The sequence below is a fragment of the Sphingobacterium alimentarium genome (assembly GCF_004342685.1).
Taxonomy (GTDB): Bacteria; Bacteroidota; Bacteroidia; order Sphingobacteriales; family Sphingobacteriaceae; genus Sphingobacterium; species Sphingobacterium alimentarium.
The window spans coordinates 1-18,609 of sequence record NZ_SMBZ01000005.1 but is presented as its reverse complement, the minus strand read 5'-3'; the positions used below and the strand labels follow the sequence as shown (position 1 = coordinate 18,609).

20 protein-coding genes are annotated in these 18,609 nt (G+C 40.8%); 17 read left to right on the top strand and 3 right to left on the bottom strand.

Annotated elements, in window-relative coordinates; translation table 11 throughout:
- Positions 1-7: 7 nt before the first annotated feature.
- From EDC17_RS03275 to EDC17_RS03185, 17 genes are all read left to right on the top strand, one after another.
- Positions 8-340, top strand: coding sequence for a DUF4133 domain-containing protein (locus EDC17_RS03275; protein ID WP_078764756.1), 333 nt, complete (start codon positions 8-10; stop codon positions 338-340).
- Positions 337-2,730: a TraG family conjugative transposon ATPase gene (locus EDC17_RS03270; RefSeq protein ID WP_132776734.1), complete on the top strand. Its 2,394-nt coding sequence runs from the start codon at positions 337-339 to the stop codon at positions 2,728-2,730. The genes EDC17_RS03275 and EDC17_RS03270 overlap by 4 nt, the downstream gene beginning before the upstream one ends.
- Positions 2,731-3,280: 550 nt before the next feature.
- On the top strand, positions 3,281-5,095 hold the full coding sequence (locus tag EDC17_RS03260) for a reverse transcriptase domain-containing protein (RefSeq protein ID WP_165894356.1): 1,815 nt from the start codon (positions 3,281-3,283) through the stop codon (positions 5,093-5,095).
- Between the two features lie 259 nt (positions 5,096-5,354).
- Positions 5,355-5,987, top strand: coding sequence for a DUF4141 domain-containing protein (locus EDC17_RS03250; RefSeq protein WP_132776731.1), 633 nt, complete (start codon positions 5,355-5,357; stop codon positions 5,985-5,987).
- Positions 5,988-5,990: 3 nt separating this feature from the next.
- Positions 5,991-6,986 carry a conjugative transposon protein TraJ gene (gene traJ, locus EDC17_RS03245; RefSeq protein WP_132776730.1) on the top strand — a complete coding sequence of 332 codons (996 nt, stop codon included), beginning with the start codon at positions 5,991-5,993 and terminating at the stop codon, positions 6,984-6,986.
- A gap of 19 nt (positions 6,987-7,005) precedes the next feature.
- On the top strand, positions 7,006-7,629 hold the full coding sequence (gene traK, locus EDC17_RS03240) for a conjugative transposon protein TraK (protein WP_132776729.1): 624 nt from the start codon (positions 7,006-7,008) through the stop codon (positions 7,627-7,629).
- Positions 7,630-7,641: 12 nt separating this feature from the next.
- Positions 7,642-8,070, top strand: coding sequence for a hypothetical protein (locus tag EDC17_RS03235; RefSeq protein ID WP_132776728.1), 429 nt, complete (start codon positions 7,642-7,644; stop codon positions 8,068-8,070).
- Between the two features lie 19 nt (positions 8,071-8,089).
- Positions 8,090-8,377, top strand: coding sequence for a hypothetical protein (locus EDC17_RS03230; protein ID WP_034867760.1), 288 nt, complete (start codon positions 8,090-8,092; stop codon positions 8,375-8,377).
- Positions 8,364-9,713 (top strand): conjugative transposon protein TraM, encoded by a 1,350-nt coding sequence (gene traM / locus EDC17_RS03225; protein ID WP_132776727.1) that lies wholly within the window; start codon positions 8,364-8,366, stop codon positions 9,711-9,713. The genes EDC17_RS03230 and traM overlap by 14 nt, the downstream gene beginning before the upstream one ends.
- 24 nt (positions 9,714-9,737) lie before the next feature.
- Positions 9,738-10,637, top strand: coding sequence for a conjugative transposon protein TraN (gene traN / locus EDC17_RS03220; protein ID WP_132776726.1), 900 nt, complete (start codon positions 9,738-9,740; stop codon positions 10,635-10,637).
- Between the two features lie 20 nt (positions 10,638-10,657).
- A complete protein-coding gene (locus tag EDC17_RS03215; protein WP_132776725.1) occupies positions 10,658-11,218 on the top strand; it encodes a conjugal transfer protein TraO in 561 nt (186 codons plus the stop codon).
- A gap of 12 nt (positions 11,219-11,230) precedes the next feature.
- Positions 11,231-11,680 carry a DUF3872 domain-containing protein gene (locus EDC17_RS03210; protein ID WP_132776724.1) on the top strand — a complete coding sequence of 150 codons (450 nt, stop codon included), beginning with the start codon at positions 11,231-11,233 and terminating at the stop codon, positions 11,678-11,680.
- A 138-nt stretch (positions 11,681-11,818) separates the two neighbouring features.
- Positions 11,819-12,094 (top strand): molybdenum ABC transporter permease, encoded by a 276-nt coding sequence (locus tag EDC17_RS03205; RefSeq protein ID WP_132776723.1) that lies wholly within the window; start codon positions 11,819-11,821, stop codon positions 12,092-12,094.
- 91 nt (positions 12,095-12,185) lie between these two features.
- Entirely contained in the window at positions 12,186-14,774 is a 2,589-nt protein-coding gene (locus EDC17_RS03200) for an AAA family ATPase (protein WP_132776722.1), read from the top strand.
- 169 nt (positions 14,775-14,943) lie between these two features.
- Positions 14,944-15,255, top strand: a complete 312-nt coding sequence (locus EDC17_RS03195) for a helix-turn-helix domain-containing protein (protein WP_132776721.1) — start codon at positions 14,944-14,946, stop codon at positions 15,253-15,255.
- Positions 15,236-15,535, top strand: coding sequence for a helix-turn-helix domain-containing protein (locus EDC17_RS03190; protein WP_132776720.1), 300 nt, complete (start codon positions 15,236-15,238; stop codon positions 15,533-15,535). Before EDC17_RS03195 ends, EDC17_RS03190 begins: the two co-directional genes overlap by 20 nt.
- 268 nt (positions 15,536-15,803) lie before the next feature.
- Positions 15,804-16,253 carry a response regulator gene (locus EDC17_RS03185; RefSeq protein WP_078781157.1) on the top strand — a complete coding sequence of 150 codons (450 nt, stop codon included), beginning with the start codon at positions 15,804-15,806 and terminating at the stop codon, positions 16,251-16,253.
- On the opposite strand, the gene EDC17_RS03180 is transcribed toward EDC17_RS03185, so the two are convergent.
- The 3 genes from EDC17_RS03180 to EDC17_RS03170 all read right to left on the bottom strand — a co-directional run bounded on the left by EDC17_RS03180 (position 16,250) and on the right by EDC17_RS03170 (position 18,445).
- Positions 16,250-16,831 (bottom strand): GNAT family N-acetyltransferase, encoded by a 582-nt coding sequence (locus EDC17_RS03180; RefSeq protein ID WP_243645999.1) that lies wholly within the window; start codon positions 16,829-16,831, stop codon positions 16,250-16,252. The two genes, EDC17_RS03185 and EDC17_RS03180, sit on opposite strands and share 4 nt — an antisense overlap.
- Before the next feature lie 265 nt (positions 16,832-17,096).
- A complete protein-coding gene (locus EDC17_RS03175; protein ID WP_078781158.1) occupies positions 17,097-17,903 on the bottom strand; it encodes a PRTRC system ThiF family protein in 807 nt (268 codons plus the stop codon).
- Positions 17,903-18,445 (bottom strand): prokaryotic E2 ligase family D protein, encoded by a 543-nt coding sequence (locus EDC17_RS03170; RefSeq protein WP_243645993.1) that lies wholly within the window; start codon positions 18,443-18,445, stop codon positions 17,903-17,905. Before EDC17_RS03170 ends, EDC17_RS03175 begins: the two co-directional genes overlap by 1 nt.
- Positions 18,446-18,609: the final 164 nt, after the last annotated feature.

Below are 18,609 nucleotides of genomic sequence, written 5' to 3'. Positions count from 1 at the left end.
TTGCTTTATGAACAATTACAACATAAACAAAGGCATCGGAAGAACGGTGGAATTTAAAGGTTTGAAAGCGCAATACCTTTTCATCTTCGCTGGCGGACTACTCGGTACACTCATCTTCGTGATGATACTGTATATGGCAGGCGTAAACTCTTACATCTGCCTGTTTCTCGGAGCAGGCGGTGCTTCGCTGATTGTGTGGCAAACCTTTTCGCTGAACAGGAAGTACGGCGAACACGGATTAATGAAGATAGCGGCTAGTAAAAGGCATCCCCGCCATATCATTTGTCGCAAGCCAGTACACCGCTATTTAAAATTCACTCCTAAATCGAATGCCCTATGAGAAACGTTGCAAAAACGACAACGCTGGAAAACAAATTTCCGTTGTTGGCAGTAGAAAACAACTGCATCCTTTCCAAAGATGCAGACATTACCGCCTGTTTTGAAGTGCGTTTGCCGGAACTGTTTACCGTAGCTTCTGCGGAATATGAAGCCATTCACTCCGCTTGGCATAAGGCTATTAAGACCTTGCCGGATTTTACGGTCATTCACAAACAGGATTGGTATATCAAAGAAAGCTATGCGCCCGATTTGGCAGAAGACAACCAAAGTTTTTTGGCAAAATCCTACCAACGCCATTTTAATGAGCGACCGTTCCTAAACCATTACTGCTACCTCTTTTTAACCAAGACAACCAAAGAGCGTATGCGTATGCAAAGTAATTTTTCATCGCTTTGCAAAGGTTCGCTGATACCAAAGGAAATAAGGAACAAGGAAACGATACACCGCTTTATGGAAGCGGTGGCACAGTTTGAGCGTATCGTAAACGATAGCGGTTTTATAACCCTGCAACGCCTTACCGAAGATGATATTATCGGAACGGACGAAAAGCAGGGATTACTGGAACAATACCTTACGCTATCGAGGGATGCTGGAACACCTATGCAGGACATCGCACTCGGAACAGAAGAAGTCCGTATCGGGAACAAAAGGTTAAGCCTGCACACGCTTTCGGACACGGACGACCTACCCGGAACGGTATCGGCAGATACCCGTTTTGAAAAGCTATCTACCGACCGTAGCGACTGCCGTCTGTCATTCGCTGCACCTGTGGGCTTGCTGTTAAGCTGTAACCATATCTACAATCAATATCTGTTTTTGGATAACAGCGAAGACAACCTGCAAAAGTTTGAGAAATCCGCAAGGAATATGCACTCACTGGCTCGTTACAGCCGTGCCAACCAAATCAACAAAGAGTGGATAGAAAAGTATCTGAACGAAGCACATTCGTTCGGTCTTTCTTCTGTAAGGGCACACTTCAACATTATGGCGTGGTCGGAAGACCCTGCGGAACTCAAACAGCTAAAGAACGATTGCGGTAGTGCGTTGGCACTAATGGAGTGTAAGCCTCGCCACAACACTACGGACGTGGCTACTCTGTATTGGGCAGGAATGCCGGGCAATGCAGGCGATTTTCCGAGTGAGGAAAGTTTTTATACGTTCATTGAGCCTGCGTTGTGTTTCTTCACAGAAGAAACCAACTACCACAATTCGCCCTCTCCGTTTGGTATCAAAATGGCTGACCGCCTGACCGGAAAACCTATCCATTTGGATATATCGGATTTACCGATGAAGCGTGGGGTTATCACGAACCGGAACAAGTTTATACTTGGTCCATCGGGTTCGGGTAAATCGTTCTTTACAAACCATATGGTAAGACAGTATTACGAACAGGGTGCTCACGTCCTGCTCGTAGATACGGGTAATTCCTATCAGGGTTTATGCGAACTCATTAAAGGGAAAACCAAAGGCGAGGACGGTGTTTACTTCACTTATACCGAAGATAACCCGATTGCTTTTAATCCTTTCTATACCGATGATGGCGTGTTCGATATTGAAAAGCGTGAAAGTATCAAGACTTTGATACTTACGCTTTGGAAACGGGACGATGAACCGCCAACCCGTTCAGAAGAAGTTGCCCTTTCCAATGCTGTAAGCGGTTATATCGAACGCATCAAACAGGAAGATGTTTACTCATCTTTCAACGGTTTCTATGAGTATGTAAAAGGCGACTACCGTAAGGTATTGGAGGAAAAGCAGGTAAGGGAAAAGGACTTTGACATTGCCAATTTTCTCAACGTACTCGAACCTTACTACAAAGGTGGCGAGTATGATTATTTGCTGAACTCCGATAAGCAGTTAGACCTGCTTTCCAAACGCTTTATCGTGTTTGAAATTGATGCGATTAAAGACCACAAAATCCTCTTTCCCATAGTTACCATCATCATTATGGAGGTCTTTATCAACAAGATGCGTAGGCTGAAAGGCATCCGCAAGCTCATCCTGATTGAAGAAGCGTGGAAAGCGATTGCTAAAGAAGGAATGGCAGAATACATCAAGTATTTGTTTAAGACCGTCCGCAAATTCTTCGGAGAAGCAATTGTCGTAACACAAGAGGTCGATGATATTATCCAGTCGCCCATTGTGAAAGAAAGTATCATCAACAATTCCGACTGTAAAATCCTCTTAGACCAACGCAAGTATATGAACAAATTCGATGATATACAGGCGATGCTCGGACTGACGGATAAAGAGAAAGGACAAGTGCTTTCTATCAATATGAACAACGATGCAAGCCGACTTTACAAAGAGGTTTGGATTGGCTTAGGTGGTACGCAATCGGCAGTCTATGCCACCGAAGTTAGTTTGGAGGAATACCTCGTGCGCCCATAAGGGCATATAGTGAATGTGGTTTGGCAACCACTGGGCAAGTGTTTATAACGCCCATCAACAGCCGACTTATCCGAACGGGAAACCCGACGGGGAGTGTAGCATGTCGGAAAAGCCATAAGTCAACTAATTGTCGTGTTGCGACTGAATGGCGAGTTGAAAAGTTAGATATAAGGATGAAGTCTTGATTGATTGAACGACAGTCCGAACGGTCAGTTCTTAGGCAGTGACGGAAGACAGTTACCAACGTCACTTTGTGGTAATATCCTAATGACAGGTAGTAGTGATAGCATAAACAGACCACAACGTAACTGCAATAAGCAGAAAAGGGCGAACATCGCATCCGACAATCTAACGTGCCAATAGTTGCTATATGTCTAAATGGGGATTGCCTAAGTCGGAATGCCACAGGCGTGGCTATGGAAAAAGCTCCTGAATATCCGATACGGCAACGGAGTCTCCGTAGTAGTCCGAGCAGGGGAAAGCCCTGTACATGGCGAAGGGAGACAGTCAATTTAGTTTAATACGATTAACGGAAAATGTGAGAGACATTATGAGAAATCCAGAAAGAGTATTGAACAGTCTAATAAGGCACAGCAGAAACACGGACTATAAGTTCGAAAGGCTGTACAAGGTTCTGTTCAATGAAGAGATGTACTTTATCGCCTATCAGAAAATCTACAGTAAAGTAGGCAATATGACAGCAGGAGTTGATGGAAAGACCATCGACGGAATGAGTATATGCCGCATTGAAAGGCTGATTGCATCGTTGCGAAACGAGACCTATCAGCCAAACCCATCCAAGAGGACATACATTCCGAAAAAGAACGGGAAGAAACGTCCGCTTGGTATACCATCTTTTGATGACAAATTAGTGCAGGAGGTTATCAGAATGATATTGGAAGCAATTTATGAGGGTAGCTTTGAGCATACTTCACATGGGTTCCGACCCAATAGAAGCTGTCACACAGCCCTATTAAGCGTCCAACAGTCATTCACTGCTGTACGGTGGTTCATCGAGGGCGATATAAAAAGCTTCTTCGACAATATCAATCACGAAATATTGATTGGTATTCTAAAGGAGCGTATCGCTGACGACAGGCTCATTCGGTTGATACGAAAGTTCCTCAATGCAGGGTATATTGAAGATTGGGTGTACCACAAAACATACAGTGGCACACCGCAAGGTGGGATTGTAAGCCCCATCCTTGCCAACATTTACCTTGATAAACTCGATAAATATGTCAAGGATTATATCAAGGACTTCGATAAGGGTAAAAGAACTACGGCAACACGCCAGTACAGGGTACACGAACAGAGACGATACCGCTTGGCCAAGAAACTCAAATGTGAGACAGACGAAACTGTCAGAGAGCAGATGATTAAGTACATCAAAGAGTTGAGACAGGAAAGAAACAAATATCCAGCTTATGACAAGATGGATGGCAGTTTCAGAAAGTTAAAATACGTTAGATATGCGGACGATTTTCTTATCGGGGTCATAGGTAGCAAAGAAGACTGCAAAAAGATAAAGGAAGACATCAAGGTTTACCTTGATGAAAAGCTGAAACTTGAACTGTCTGATGAAAAAACCTTGGTGACTAATGCTAAGAAACCAGCTAAATTCTTAGGCTTTGATGTCTCCGTGCGAAACTCCGATGAATCCAAGAGAGATAAGCACGGTAGAACCGTAAGATGTTTCGGAGATAAGATTGTACTCCGTGTCACAGCAGACGTGATGAAGAAAAAGCTACTGAGCTATAATGCCATGAAATTGGTAAATGAAAAAGGCACAGAAGTTTGGAAACCACGCTCACGCTATTTCATGAAAGACTTGGATGACTTAGAAATCATCAGTCAGTACAACGCTGAAATACGGGGCTTTTACAATTATTACTCAATTGCCAACAACAGCTCGTTTGTCCAGTCATTTTCTTACATCTTGGAGTACAGTATGTACAAAACGTATGCACTGAAATACCAAACTTCAATCAGTCAGGAAAAGACTAAAAGATGTATCAACGGAGTGTTTTCCATTCCCTACAAAAACAGGAAAGGAGATATAATGTACAGACGCTTTTACAAAGAGGGTTTCAAACGCCAAAAAGCTGCCCGTGGTGCTTACGTGGATAGTTTACCTGTCACAGTTACCATTACAGGAGGAAGAAACAGCCTTATAACAAGGTTGCAAAACCAGAAATGCGAATTATGCGGTGCCAACGAGAAATTGGAAATGCACCATATACGCAAATTGAAAGACCTGAAAGGTAAGCAAGACTGGGAAAAACGAATGAGTGCAAGGAGAAGAAAAACCTTGGCAGTATGCTCAAAATGCCACGATAAGATACACGCAGGCAAGTTAGACTGAATAAATTGATGGAGAGCCGTATACCTGGAGACAGGTACGTACGGTTCGGGGGAGAGTTCTTGGAAACCTACCATAGTCAATATGGCAAGGCGCCGGGTCCTTATCCTACGCTTACACGACCGAAGAAACCGAAAAAATGGAAGTGATGCAGCTTGCTGCTGAACTGGACGGCAATGTAGAACTCGCCATTAAGCATATCGCAATGCAAAGGCGGGACAAAGTAAATCAATAGTCATTAACATTTTAAAATTCAGAAACAATGAAAAAAGTATTGTATCTGGTGTGTACGGCACTAATGCTCGCCGTAGCACCGTCAGCGAAAGCCCAATTTGTAGTAACTGACCCTGCAAATCTGGCTTCAGGGATTATCAACAGTGCGAACGAAATCATACAGACTTCTTCCACCGTGAGTAATGTGGTTAAGAACTTCAACGAAGTGAAGAAAGTGTACGACCAGGGTAAGGAATATTACGACAAGCTGAAAGCCATCAACAACCTTGTGAAAGATGCCCGAAAAGTGCAACAAACCGTGCTGTTAGTAGGCGACGTGTCCGAAATATACGTGCAGAATTTTGGCAAGATGATGAACGACCCAAATTTCACACCACAGGAATTGGTTGCTATCGGCAATGGTTACTCGGCATTGCTCAACGAAAGCACCGAACTGCTCAAAGAGCTGAAACAGATTGTAACCTCTTCAAGCCTTTCGCTAAACGACAAAGAGCGTATGGACATCATCGACCGTGTGTACAAAGAGGTAAAACATTACCACAGCCTTGTGCGATACTACACCAATAAGAACATTTCTGTAAGCTACCTGAGAGCGAAAAAGAAAAACGATGCCCAAAGAGTGCTTGAACTCTATGGAACTGCTAACCAAAAATACTGGTAAACTATGGAATGGGATAATCTTCACGAACTCCTGCGTTCGCTTTATGACGATATGATGCCGCTTGCAGGCGATATGGCGGCAGTAGCTAAGGGTTTGGCGGGATTGGGAGCGTTGTTCTATGTGGCATTAAAGGTTTGGCAGGCTTTAAGCCGTGCTGAACCTATTGATGTGTTTCCGTTGTTGCGTCCGTTCGCTTTGGGGCTTTGTATAATGTTCTTCCCAACCATCGTGTTGGGAACCATCAATGCGGTACTAAGTCCGGTGGTTACAGGAACCCACCAAATACTCGAAGACCAGGTGCTTGACCTGAACAAGCTGCAACAGCAGAAAGACCAATTGGAATATGAAGCAATGGTACGAAATCCCGAAACCGCCTATATGGTATCAGACGATGAGTTTGATAAAAAACTGGACGAATTAGGCTGGTCGCCATCGGACGTTGGTACAATGGCGGGAATGTATATGGACAGGCAAGCCTACAAAATAGAGAAAGCCATCAAGGATTGGTTTCGCAATTTACTGGAAATACTCTTTCAGGCGGCGGCTTTGGTTATTGACACTATACGGACGTTTTTCCTGATAGTCCTTTCCATACTCGGACCAATAGCTTTTGCTATTTCCGTGTGGGACGGATTTCAGTCCACGCTCACCCAGTGGATCACGAGGTATGTCAGCGTATATCTCTGGCTTCCTGTTTCCGATTTGTTCAGCTCGATGCTGGCAAGAATACAATCCCTCATACTGGAAAGAGATATAGCAATGCTTGCCGACCCGACCTATATACCTGATACGAGCAATACGGTGTACATCATATTTATGATTATCGGCATCATCGGATACTTCACAATACCGACAGTGACAGGTTGGGTAATCCAAGCCGGAGGCGCAGGAAACTTTACCCGCAACGTAAACCAAGCTGCAATGAAAACAGGAAATATCGCTGGAGCAGGTGCAGGTTCAACAGTTGGAAACATCGGCGGTAAACTGATGAATAAATAAACAATTAATCATTCTAAAAATGGAATTTAAAACGCTAAGAAATATCGAAAACAGCTTTAGGCAAATAAGATTATATGCCATTGTGTTTGCGGTTCTCTGCATTGGCGTGGTAGGATATGCCGTATGGCAGTCCTACCGCTTTGCAGAAGAACAACGCCAAAAAATCTATGTATTGGATAACGGCAAATCTTTGATGCTCGCCTTATCGCAAGATGCAAGTATCAACCGACCTGTGGAAGCAAGGGAACACGTCAGACGTTTTCACGAGCTTTTCTTTACGCTTGCTCCCGATAAAAATGCTATCGAAAGCAATATGAGCAGAGCGTTCAACCTTGCCGACAAAAGTGCTTTCGACTATTACAAGGACTTGTCGGAAAAGGGTTATTACAGTCGTATCATATCAGGAAACGTACAGCAACGCATTGAAGTCGATAGTGTCGTCTGCAATTTCGATACCTATCCGTATGCAGTACGCACCTACTCCAAACAATTCATCATCCGTTCGAGCAATGTAACCAGGCGTAACCTGATTACTTCCTGCTATCTCGTGAACTCTGTTCGTTCCGACAACAATCCGCAGGGCTTCAACATTGAAAAGTTTGCAGTGGTTGAAAACAGGGACATAGAAGTTATCGAACGCTAAAAAAACAATCTTATGGAAGCATTATCAGATTTAAACACGTTCGCAAAAATCCTTACCGACAAAGGATATAACGGCTATTTCCATACGCAAGGTGCGTATGCCGGAAAGTTGAAAGACAGCATCAGCGATTACCTCGAAAGCTGCCAAAAAGGTGCAGATACTTTGCCTAAACAAGATTTGTTGCTGACAGGCTACCTGCAATGGTCGGGTGATGACAAACCACGTGTACAATGCAGTATGTGGGTAAAATACCTGAACGGCAAATTTTCTCTCAACAGAATAGAGGTTGCAAGAAAAGACCAATTTGGGCAATTGCTCAAAAAGTCGGAATTGGCAAACCTGTCTGTAATATCCGCACCCAAAGCGGTGGAAGCGGTGGCATTGGTCAAAGATGCACCGAAACAAAAGGCGGTTAAAAGCCCTAAGCGTTTCAAGCTATAACATCAGAAATAGTAAGGCTATGAAAAAATTTAGAGCAAATATGGATAGGTATTTTGATAAGCTCGACGAACGTTGGCAGGCATTGCCAGTGCGCAAACAGCACCAATATACCTTGTACTTTTTTGTGGGTTATCTCTTGCTGACCGCAGGGGTTATCGGCAAAGTAATGTACGATACGGGTAAGCCCAATGATGCCATCAACATCAGGCATATCGAGAACCCTATTCTTAAAAAGAATGAAAGTCCTGCAAGATTGCAGGACACAGTATCAACAATTTTAAAAAATAGGATTTATGAAAGAAAATGAGAACAAAAAATCAGTTGTTCGGGTAACGGAGGGGAACCCGACAGCAACCGCTGATGTGCTTCAAAACGGTACACAGAATAATAAGGAAAAGCTCAAAAAGCCCTTAATCTTTGGTTTAATGGCGATTGTCTTCGTGGGTTGTATGTACCTCATATTTAAACCGTCCGAAGATAAAAAGGCAACCGAAAATGTGGGGCTAAACGATGCCGTGCCACAGGCTACCGGAGCGGGAATGCCTGCCGACAAAGGCAAAGCGTATGAGCAGGAAATGCTCGAACGCAAAGAGCAGGAAAAACGCAATGCGCTTGCAACGCTTTCCGACTACTGGAATACGGAAGATAAGGAAGAACCGACCGATGAGCAGTTTCCTGAAGATGAGGAAAGTAACGACTTTGGTGGGGGTGGCAGAAATTCTGGAAGAAACGGCAATCCTGGGCTGAACAGCTACCGAAATATGCAAAGCACATTGGGTTCATTCTATCAGGATAATAATTCGGAAACAATGGAACTCCGCAGGCAACTGGACGAAATGAAAGAAAAGCTGGCTGAAAAAGATGTGCCACCTGTTGCCACCGTAGATGACCAACTTAAACTAATGGAGAAATCCTACGAAATGGCGGCAAAGTATCTTCCACAGAATGCTAATACCGGAACTGCCGTCCCTGCAAATGGTGCTGCTCCGGGTACAGTTGGTGCAGCGGGTACTAACCAAAAGGAGCATTTTGTATCGTTTACGCCTGCAAGAAAGAACACCGTGTCAGCCCTGTATCGGGAGCCTACGGACAGTGCTTTTTTAGCCGATTGGAGCGAAACAAAGAACCGTGGTTTTTATACCGCCGGTTCTGTGGAGCAGGTGGTACAACCTAAAAACAGTATAAAAGCCTGCGTACACGATGCTCAAACTGTTATTGGCGAAACGGGTGTGCGTTTACGATTATTAGAACCTGCGCAAACGCCACAACGTACCATTCCAAAAGGAACGATTGTAACGGCAAATGCCAAATTTCAGAATGGCAGGCTACAATTAAAGATTACCTCGATAGAACTGGAGGGCAATATCATCCCGGTAGATATTACCATTTACGATTTAGACGGACAGCAAGGCTTGTACGTTCCGTATTCTCCCGAAATGAATGCTCTTACCGAAATGGCAGGCAATATGAGCCAGACAGGTGGAACGAGCGTAATGCTCACACAGAATGCCGGACAACAGGTTGCCGCAGATTTAAGCAAAGGAGTGGTACAGGGAATTTCGGGCTATTTCGCAAAAAAGGTAAGAACCCCAAAGGTTACGCTAAAAGCAGGACATCAGGTCTTCCTTGTATCTAAAAAATAATGTTGAACTCAAATTTTTAAACAAATGAAAAATCATTTTAAAACCTTTTGGGCAATCGCCCTGATACTCGGCTTTGCCGTACAATCTTATGCACAGGACAGTGCAAATGCAAAAACTCCGCTTGCGTTGGGCAAGATAGAACCGTATAAAATGGAAGTTACCTATGATAAGACTTCACACCTGATTTTTCCAACCGCTATCCGTTACGTGGATTTGGGAAGCGAATACTTGATTGCAGGGAAAGCGGAAGATGCGGAAAACGTGTTGCGTGTAAAAGCAACGGTAAGGGATTTTGAACCTGAAACCAATTTTTCAGTCATTACGAATGACGGGCGTTTTTACAGTTTCAATGTGTATTACAGTTCCTATCCCCAAGCATTGAGCTATGACCTGCTCACAATGCAAAAGGCAGTGGACAAAGGCAACGGTAACGATGTGCTTTTTGAGGAATTGGGCAACAATTCGCCATCGCTGGCAGGCTTGCTGTTGGAAACCATTTACAAAAAAGACAAGCGTATTGTAAAGCATATCGGGGCTAAGAGTTTTGGCATTCAGTTTATTCTCAAAGGCATTTACATCCACAACGGGAAATACTATTTCCATACGGAATTAAGAAACCGTACCAATGTGCCGTTTCAGATTGATTTTATGAATTTCAAAGTAGTGGATAAAAAGGTAGCTAAACGTACAGTTGTACAGGAACGCCCGATGATACCATTACGCACTTACAAGCCATTGGACGAGATTGGCGGAAAACTAACCGAACAAAACGTGTTCCTGTTAGACCAATTTACCATTGCCGATGACAAGGTACTGTTGATTGAGATTTTCGAGAAAAATGGTGGCAGACATCAAACCCTGCAAATCGAAAATTCAGACTTAATCAAGGCTCGTTTGATTGACGATATGCACCTGAAATTTTAATAACCCTTTAAAGTAATTATATGAAAAAGTATATCTACACCGTGATGCTCATCTTGATGGCCATCACGGTTACACAGGCACAAAGAATGCTTCCAAAACAGAAAGGATTGGAAATAAGTGCAGGTGTATTATCCGATGACAAGATTGGCGATGATTATTACATCAGTGCCGCAATGACCGTAAACGGCAAAAATGGCAACTACCAGCTTTGGGCGTTGGAATACACACATCAGTACCACGATTATAAAGCCCTGCGCATACCGCAGGAAACTTATACTGCCGAGGGCGGTTACAGCTTCTTCCTACTGGGTGATGCCCGTAAAAACATTACACTGAACTTCGGAATAACAGGTGTAGTCGGTTACGAAACCATCAACCGGGGCGAAACGATGTTGTATGACGGAGCAAAGATTTTGAGCGAGGATAATTTTATCTACGGAGCTGGTGGACGGCTCACTTTTGAAACGTACCTGTCCGACCGTTTTGTATTGGTTCTGCAAGGGCGTACAAAGGTCTTATGGGGTACGGATCTGGAACAGTTCCGACCGTCAGCGGGTGTGGGATTAAGGTTTAACTTTTAAAACGTAAAAACGATGATAGCAATATTCAATAAATTCAGAATAGGATTACTGCCTATATATGTAATGCTGGCAATCCTCACAGCTTCGGTTTCTTTGGTATCTTGTAGCAAAGACGACGAACTCGAAATACAGAACGATTTTCCCTTTGAGGTAAACGTGATGCCAGTTCCCAAAGATGTTGCCAACGGGCAGACAGTAGAAATACGCCTTACTATACAGCGTACAGGCAATTACAGCAATACGCAGTATTTTCTCCGCTACTTTCAGTTTGACGGTCAAGGAACATTAAGGTATTACGATGAACCGCCGTATTTGCCAAACGATTTGTACCCGTTACCGACTGAGCAGTTTCGATTGTACTATACGTCAACGTCTGCCGTATCACAATCCTTTGAGGTTTGGATTTCGGACAGCTTCGGGAATGAAAAGCAGATAACTTTTCAATTTAACAGCAGTGATTAAAAGCAGTATTTCATTTCATAAAAACGGCTTATCTGATTGGTAAGCCGTTTTCTATTTACAGCGCATTGGCTTATGTGCATTTTACTGGCTCATCAATATTTCTTAAATTTATACTTGTGAAATTAAAAATGTGAGGATATGGTTGCATCATTGGTTATAGGGATAATATTTTTGGTTGCAGGCTTGGGACTTCGTTACTGGATTAACCGAAGAAAGTTTTACAGGCGCAGCCCTATGGGAGCAGAGGGTTTTTCATCTTATGAAAGTTCGGTTTTCATTAAATTGATTGAAAAGGTTGGCAAATGGGTAGCCTATGCACTGATTATATTCGGGCTATTGTCGTTATGGGTTTATTCCCGTGAGAAAAAAGAAATTAAAACAGAGCAGCCAATCCCGACAATAAATCATAACTAAACTTATCATTTAACTATTTTTGTAGGATAATAAATGTGTTAGCTGTAAATGTAGAGTACAACCTTACAACCTAAACTAAATACTATAAACAATGTCTATATATCAGGATATTTTAAATTGGTCGCAAGGCAGACCAGCGTTTGTTCAAGATGCTTTACGAAGACTTGTCGCATCAACAACACTTACACAAAACGACATTGACGAACTTGTTCAATTGGTAAAAAAAGAATGTGGTGACAATACAATTACTATAAACCCTATTCCGCTTAATAGCACACACATTCCAACAACAATTGCGATAAGTGGCAATTATCCCAAATTAATCAGCTTAAACAATCCTATTAATATTTGTGCCTTACACAATCAAGGAGGGTTACAATTTTCCAATACAGGTTTGACAATAGTTTATGGTGGAAATGGTTCGGGAAAATCAAGCTACTCACGTATTTTGAGAAAACTTTGCTGGAGCAGAAATCCAAGTGTTACACTAAAAAAGAATGTTTTTAATCCATCTTCTAATCAACAACAAGTTGATTTTATTGTAGAAGACAATGGTTCAAATATTAACTTTTCTTGGACAGAAAATAGTCCGAGCAATCCTATCCTTAATTCATTTTTTGTTTTTGATAACGACTGCGGAGATATTTACATCAACAATGAAAATCCCACCGAATATAAACCTGTAGGAATTGATGTTTTAGAAAAATTAGTTTCGACCTTTGGAAGTATTTCGCAAGCCTTTAGTTCGTCTGTTGCTTCTTACAACACACAAAAACCAGGGTTGCCACAAAATTTACTTCAAACCTCCACAGCACAATGGTATGGAACAATAGAAAATCTACAACGAACAAACGTTGATTCATACATCCAATTTAGCCAAGCAAACATCAATAGAAAGCAAGAACTTACAACCTTAACCACAGCACAAAATCCTCAACAAAACATTACAAACTTAACCAATCAGCGAACACGGATTAACGGCTACATACAACAATTTTTACAAATTGAAACATTATTTAACGAACAAAACTTAAACGAACTAATAGCAAATAGAAATACTTTTGAAAGCGTTAATCAAGCGTATCAAATTGCGACAACTCAACTACAAAACGTAAACACGTTAGAAGGATTTGGCACAAATCCTTGGCGAACTTTGTGGGAAGCTGCAAGAAATTATGCACATAGTTCAAATCTTTCAGACGGTCAAAATTTCCCATCCTTAACTTCATTAGAAAAATGTGTGTTGTGCCAACAAGAACTTGACGAAACTGCACAACAAAGATTGACAACTTTCAATCAATTTGTATTAAATGACGTTTCTACACAGCTAAATTTAATTAACTCAACAGTTCAGGGAAAGCTAAACTTATACAATTCATTGGTCATTCCACCAATTGAAAACCTTGCAGAGTTAGAGCAGTTGATACCAAATTTTCGAGATAGCTATAACCAGTTTGCTAATTCAGTTGCTACATTCAGAAATTCAATCATTACTTTTTTGCAAAATGGTGGCGAACTAAACATAAGTTTACAAACTCTGACACCAAGCATAACAAGCATAATTCCAAGAATTGATACCGAGATTGCACAGAACAATCAGCTTCTACAAAATAGAAACACCTTAGTTTCTGAACTTAATGAACTATCAGTAAAAGAATTTTTGTTTAACAACAAAACGGCTATTCTTCAATACTTTGACGAATATAAATACAGGTCTTGGATAAACACTTGTCAATCCCAACTCGCCACCAATGGTATTTCACGCAAAATTGGCGAACTAATGGAAAACCAAGCCGTAAGTTTGCAGCACCAAGAATTTGTTTCCCATCTCAATTTCTTCAATCGTGATTTAGCAAGTAAAGTTTTGATTTCAAGAACGAGAACAAGTCAAGGAAATACATATCAAAGATGTGGCTTAAACGGAATTAATGATTCAATCAACTCAATTTTAAGTGAGGGCGAACAAAAAATTATTGCCTTATCAAACTTTTTAGCTGAATGTACGATTGACAATCGTCTAAATACGATAATATTTGATGACCCTGTTACGTCTTTGGATATGGATAATAGGGATAAAATTTCGGATAAAATTGTTCAACTATCACAAAACCGACAAATAGTTGTCTTTACTCACGACCTGTCATTTTTACGTTTGCTTATAGATACACATAAAGCAATAACATCAACGGACTGCACAGTAATAGGAATTGACAAATACAATGGAATAAGTGGTATCGTTACAGACGAGATTCCATATTTAGCTAAAAATGTGCAAGAAAGAGTCGATTCTATCAGAAGAATACTAACAGAACACGATGCTCTTATATTAACTGATGCACACGGACGAGAAACTAAACTTGATTCTGCAAGAAAAAGATTTAGAATGTTGTTAGAACGTTCTGTTGAAGAAGTTTTATCAAATAAAACTTACGAACGATTTTCTAAAAACATTCATCTAAAAAAAGGTAATTTATCAAGTTATATTGTTACAGAGCAAACAGATGTTGATTTTCTTCTAAACCTATTCGGAAAGTATTCCGTAACAGAACACGATGGAGGGACTTCAACAATTCCATTGTTACCAAATAAACCAGAAATTGACCAAGACATTACAGACTATTCTAATTGGAAAAACGGCTTTAAAATTAAACTAAGGACATTCCAGTCAACATACAATTAATATTTCAAAATAGCAGTAAAAAATCGGATAGCTCAAAAGGCTATCCGATATTTGTTTACGGAGGTAGTAAACTGCCAAACACTTCCTTTTAGTGCCAATGGATACAACATTGTGCAGTCGCTTAGAAAGCCTTTATAAATTCGACTTCCACAGAAAAATTGAGAGAAAAATGGAAGTTATCGCAATACCAAAATCCGCACTGGATGGAATGAAGAATAAGCTAAGGGAACTTTTGGAAATGACCGAAAATGCCACACGGAAATATACCCCGATTTTCAAAGAGGAGAAGTGGCTCGATAACCAAGAAGTCTGTTTGATGATGAAAATTACCAAACGGACGTTGCAGACTTACAAGGATAAAGGGTTATTGCCATATTCCAAACTGAACCGCAAGAATTATTACAAACTATCGGACGTACAGGCTTTGCTCGAAGCCGGACAGCCGTACAATACTCTTGAAAATGGATTTATTCACGTATGATAATGACGAAATCATTGCCCATCAGGAAATGATAACGCAGCTAAGAACCCGTATCGAAAGTATATTGAAAAACTACCGTCCTGTAATGAACGGAGAAATATACCTGTCGGGCGAAGATTTGTGCAAACTGTTACACATCAGCAAACGGACTTTACAGCAATACCGTGATGATAATATCCTACCATATATACAGATTGGAGGTAAGATTATCTATAAGGAAACGGATATTTTGACAATACTGGAGCAGAATTATATATCCAATAACAAACATTGTCTGTAATAAATTTTGTGTGAGTATGGTTCTATCGAAATGGGTTTAGTATATTTGCTATGTAAAATATAGAAAATACTTAAAGTGTTTTTGCTTTAGGTCTTGGTACTAAAAACTGGTAATTTTTGTAACCCCGAGGCAATAAGTAAGAACGCTCACGTTATGGCGTGGGCGCTCGCTTATTCGGGGTTAGGCGTACCAGTGCCGTAGTATCGATGAGTGTAGTTGCCTGCGTCTTTTTTTTGTGCAGGGCTTCACTAATATTAAAACTGGTATTATGAACACTGTAAAATCTCTTCAAGAAATCAACATTGCATTTATCAACGATAAAAGCCCGATAATTGACTTAATTAGCAATGACCTCCTTAATTTTGGAATTGATATATTATTTCGTTCGGAAAACACTAAAGACGGACTATCTCAATTATCTGCATTAAAAGAACTTCCCAAAGTTTGTATTATTGACCTTGATTTTTACGACAAGAATGTGCTGGCACAGCTTCAAGAATTGAGAACAAAATATCCAACCATAAAACTGATTGCTTTCAGCGATAAGGACAGTGAAAAAGCCATAAAATCTCTTTTAGAGATTGGTTTTGCAGGTTATCTACTCATTGGTAGCGATGCGGACGATTTAAAAAAAGCCATTGAAACTGTTATCAATGGCGGAAGATATTTTAGTATGGGAGTAGCTGATATTGCACAAGAATATTTTGACAGTAATTAAGCTAATTTCAGCTTCATCATTATATCTGTCTGCTCGTCATCGCCCAATTTAAAAATGTGTTTATCAAATTCAACGAAGCCGTTTTTCTTATAAAAACTGATTGCTCTTGGGTTTTCTTCCCAAACACCTAACCAAACGTAGTTGGCATTTTTCTTTTTAGCAATTTCAATTGCTTTTTCGTAAAGAATTTGCCCGACTTTTTTGCCGTGAAATTCTTTTAAAACATAAATACGTTCAATTTCAAGTGCTGTGTCGTCTTGTAATTCTGTTTGTGATTGTCCGAAGTTGAGTTTCAAATAACCGATTGCCGTATTGTCAAGTGTCGCAAAATAAAATTCAGCATTTTTGTCGCTTAATTCAATCGTTAATTTTTCTATGGAAAATCCCTCATTTAAATAATTGGTCATATTTTCTTCGGTGTTTCCTGCCGAAAAAGTTTCATAGAAAGTCTGTCTGCCTATTTGTTGCAGTTGCTCAATATCATTTAATGTTATTCCTTTTATTTGTATTGTTTCCATTTGCTTGACCTTATCAATTAGCCACAAAATTACTGAATATAACTTTTCTTTGACAAGCATTAGGACAAAATCCAATGGAAATAAAGCGACGTTCTTTTGCTTCTTTTCTTTGGTCGCTGTGTGAAAAGAAAAGAAGTCAATTTTGCCAAAACCAATCATTGGGATAATGAATATCCCACGAATAATGTCGCAACCTGTTTGGTAAAATGTAAAGAAAGGGAATTGTTTAGCGGTGCATTTTGACAAAGTGGTTGCACCTTTTAAATGCAAAAAGACTGTCCCGACCATCGGGAGGATCTGTCTTTTTGCCGCCCGACTTTTCGGGTCAGGCAACTTTTATCGGGTGGGTGCGGAAATCTTTCAGATTGTGAAAAAATCCTTTGTATTCGGTCATTCCCCTGCGGAACAAGTTCCACAACAAAGAACAACCCATTTGTGTCAATGATGAATTGATAAACAAGTCCTGGTGTTCCAACGCTTCGGCAAGTGAGCAACTTGGCGTGTTATCCTCTTGTTCGGATTGCTTCAGCAATTCGCCAAATTCATCGGTAACAAAGGGCAGGCTTGCCACCGTTTGGTATTTCTCTGAATTGGGTTGCTTTATCTCTCCGATAGTAGATAGTAGCACTTGTCCTGTATCTTGGCTGTTGCCAAAATCCAACCAATATTTTGGTTCATCTTGGTAGTGTCTGCGGTAGCTTATTTCTTTAAGAATTTCAGCAACACCAAATCTTGCCTGTACATTATCCACACAAGTAATAGTAATGATTGCCCTTGCTTTTTCGGGTATTCTGCCAAACTTGTCCTTTTCAAATTTTACTGTTTTGGCTTTCCAATCTGTACCTGCCCAACGGTTACAACGATTGATTAAAGCAACGGATTTGTATAATCCTGTTTCACTTTCTGCAAAACGCTGTCTGCCCAAATTGGCACTCGTGATAACATCATCATCCCAAAGGCGGACTTGCAACCCTGCGTGTCCTAATGCTATCAAACTTTCGTTTATTTCCATTAAGGCGGTCAATACTTTTGAGCCTGTACCACCTGCTCCGATAAGGTTTACCGAAATCGGGTTTGTCGGATTGAGCAGATAGTTATCTGTAAAATGGATTGCTGTTTTTGTAGTATTCATCACAATAGATTTTTAAGGGTTTTGTTGTTCTTCTTTAATACTTCTTTCGGAAAGGGTTTATCTGTATTGATAAGGTCTTTCCAAAGGGTTACAATATTTTTCTTCGTCAAATTTTCGCATAATGAATGGCTGAAATAGGAATTGAAAAAATAATGTTCCCACGCCTGTATAAATTCCTCAACCGAAACCGAATTTTTGATGTCGATACTAACAGTACCCATACATACATTGCCTTTTTCGTAGATATTGAAAAAAGGGGCATAATGCAAAGGCGTTTTCTCGGTAGGTCTTCGGTTGGTGGCAAGGGCAAAAACTGCAAGGCTGTTTTTGTTTGCTATCCAAAGCATTGGCGGTACTTGTGCCTTTCCGTTGGGTATGCCCAAACTACCCACAAAATACAACTGCCTTTGCTGTGCTTTGGTGTACCATATTACCGCACCTTTTTCGCTCGGATTGATATGCAGAATGTTGGTCGGCAAAATTCCCTTTGGTTTTAAAAATGCTCTGCTTCTTTCTTCATCGGTCTGTAAAGCCTTTGCCAATATTTCGGCTTCACTTACGGTTAATGGATGGGCATTTACTGGAGTTCCGTTGCTGTCCTTTAGATTTGCTTTTATATAAACAGATAACGATTTTGTCTTGGCAACTAACTATCGGCAGTGGCTCATTATGTTGCTGTCAAGGTTTCTATACCTAGTTTTGGATC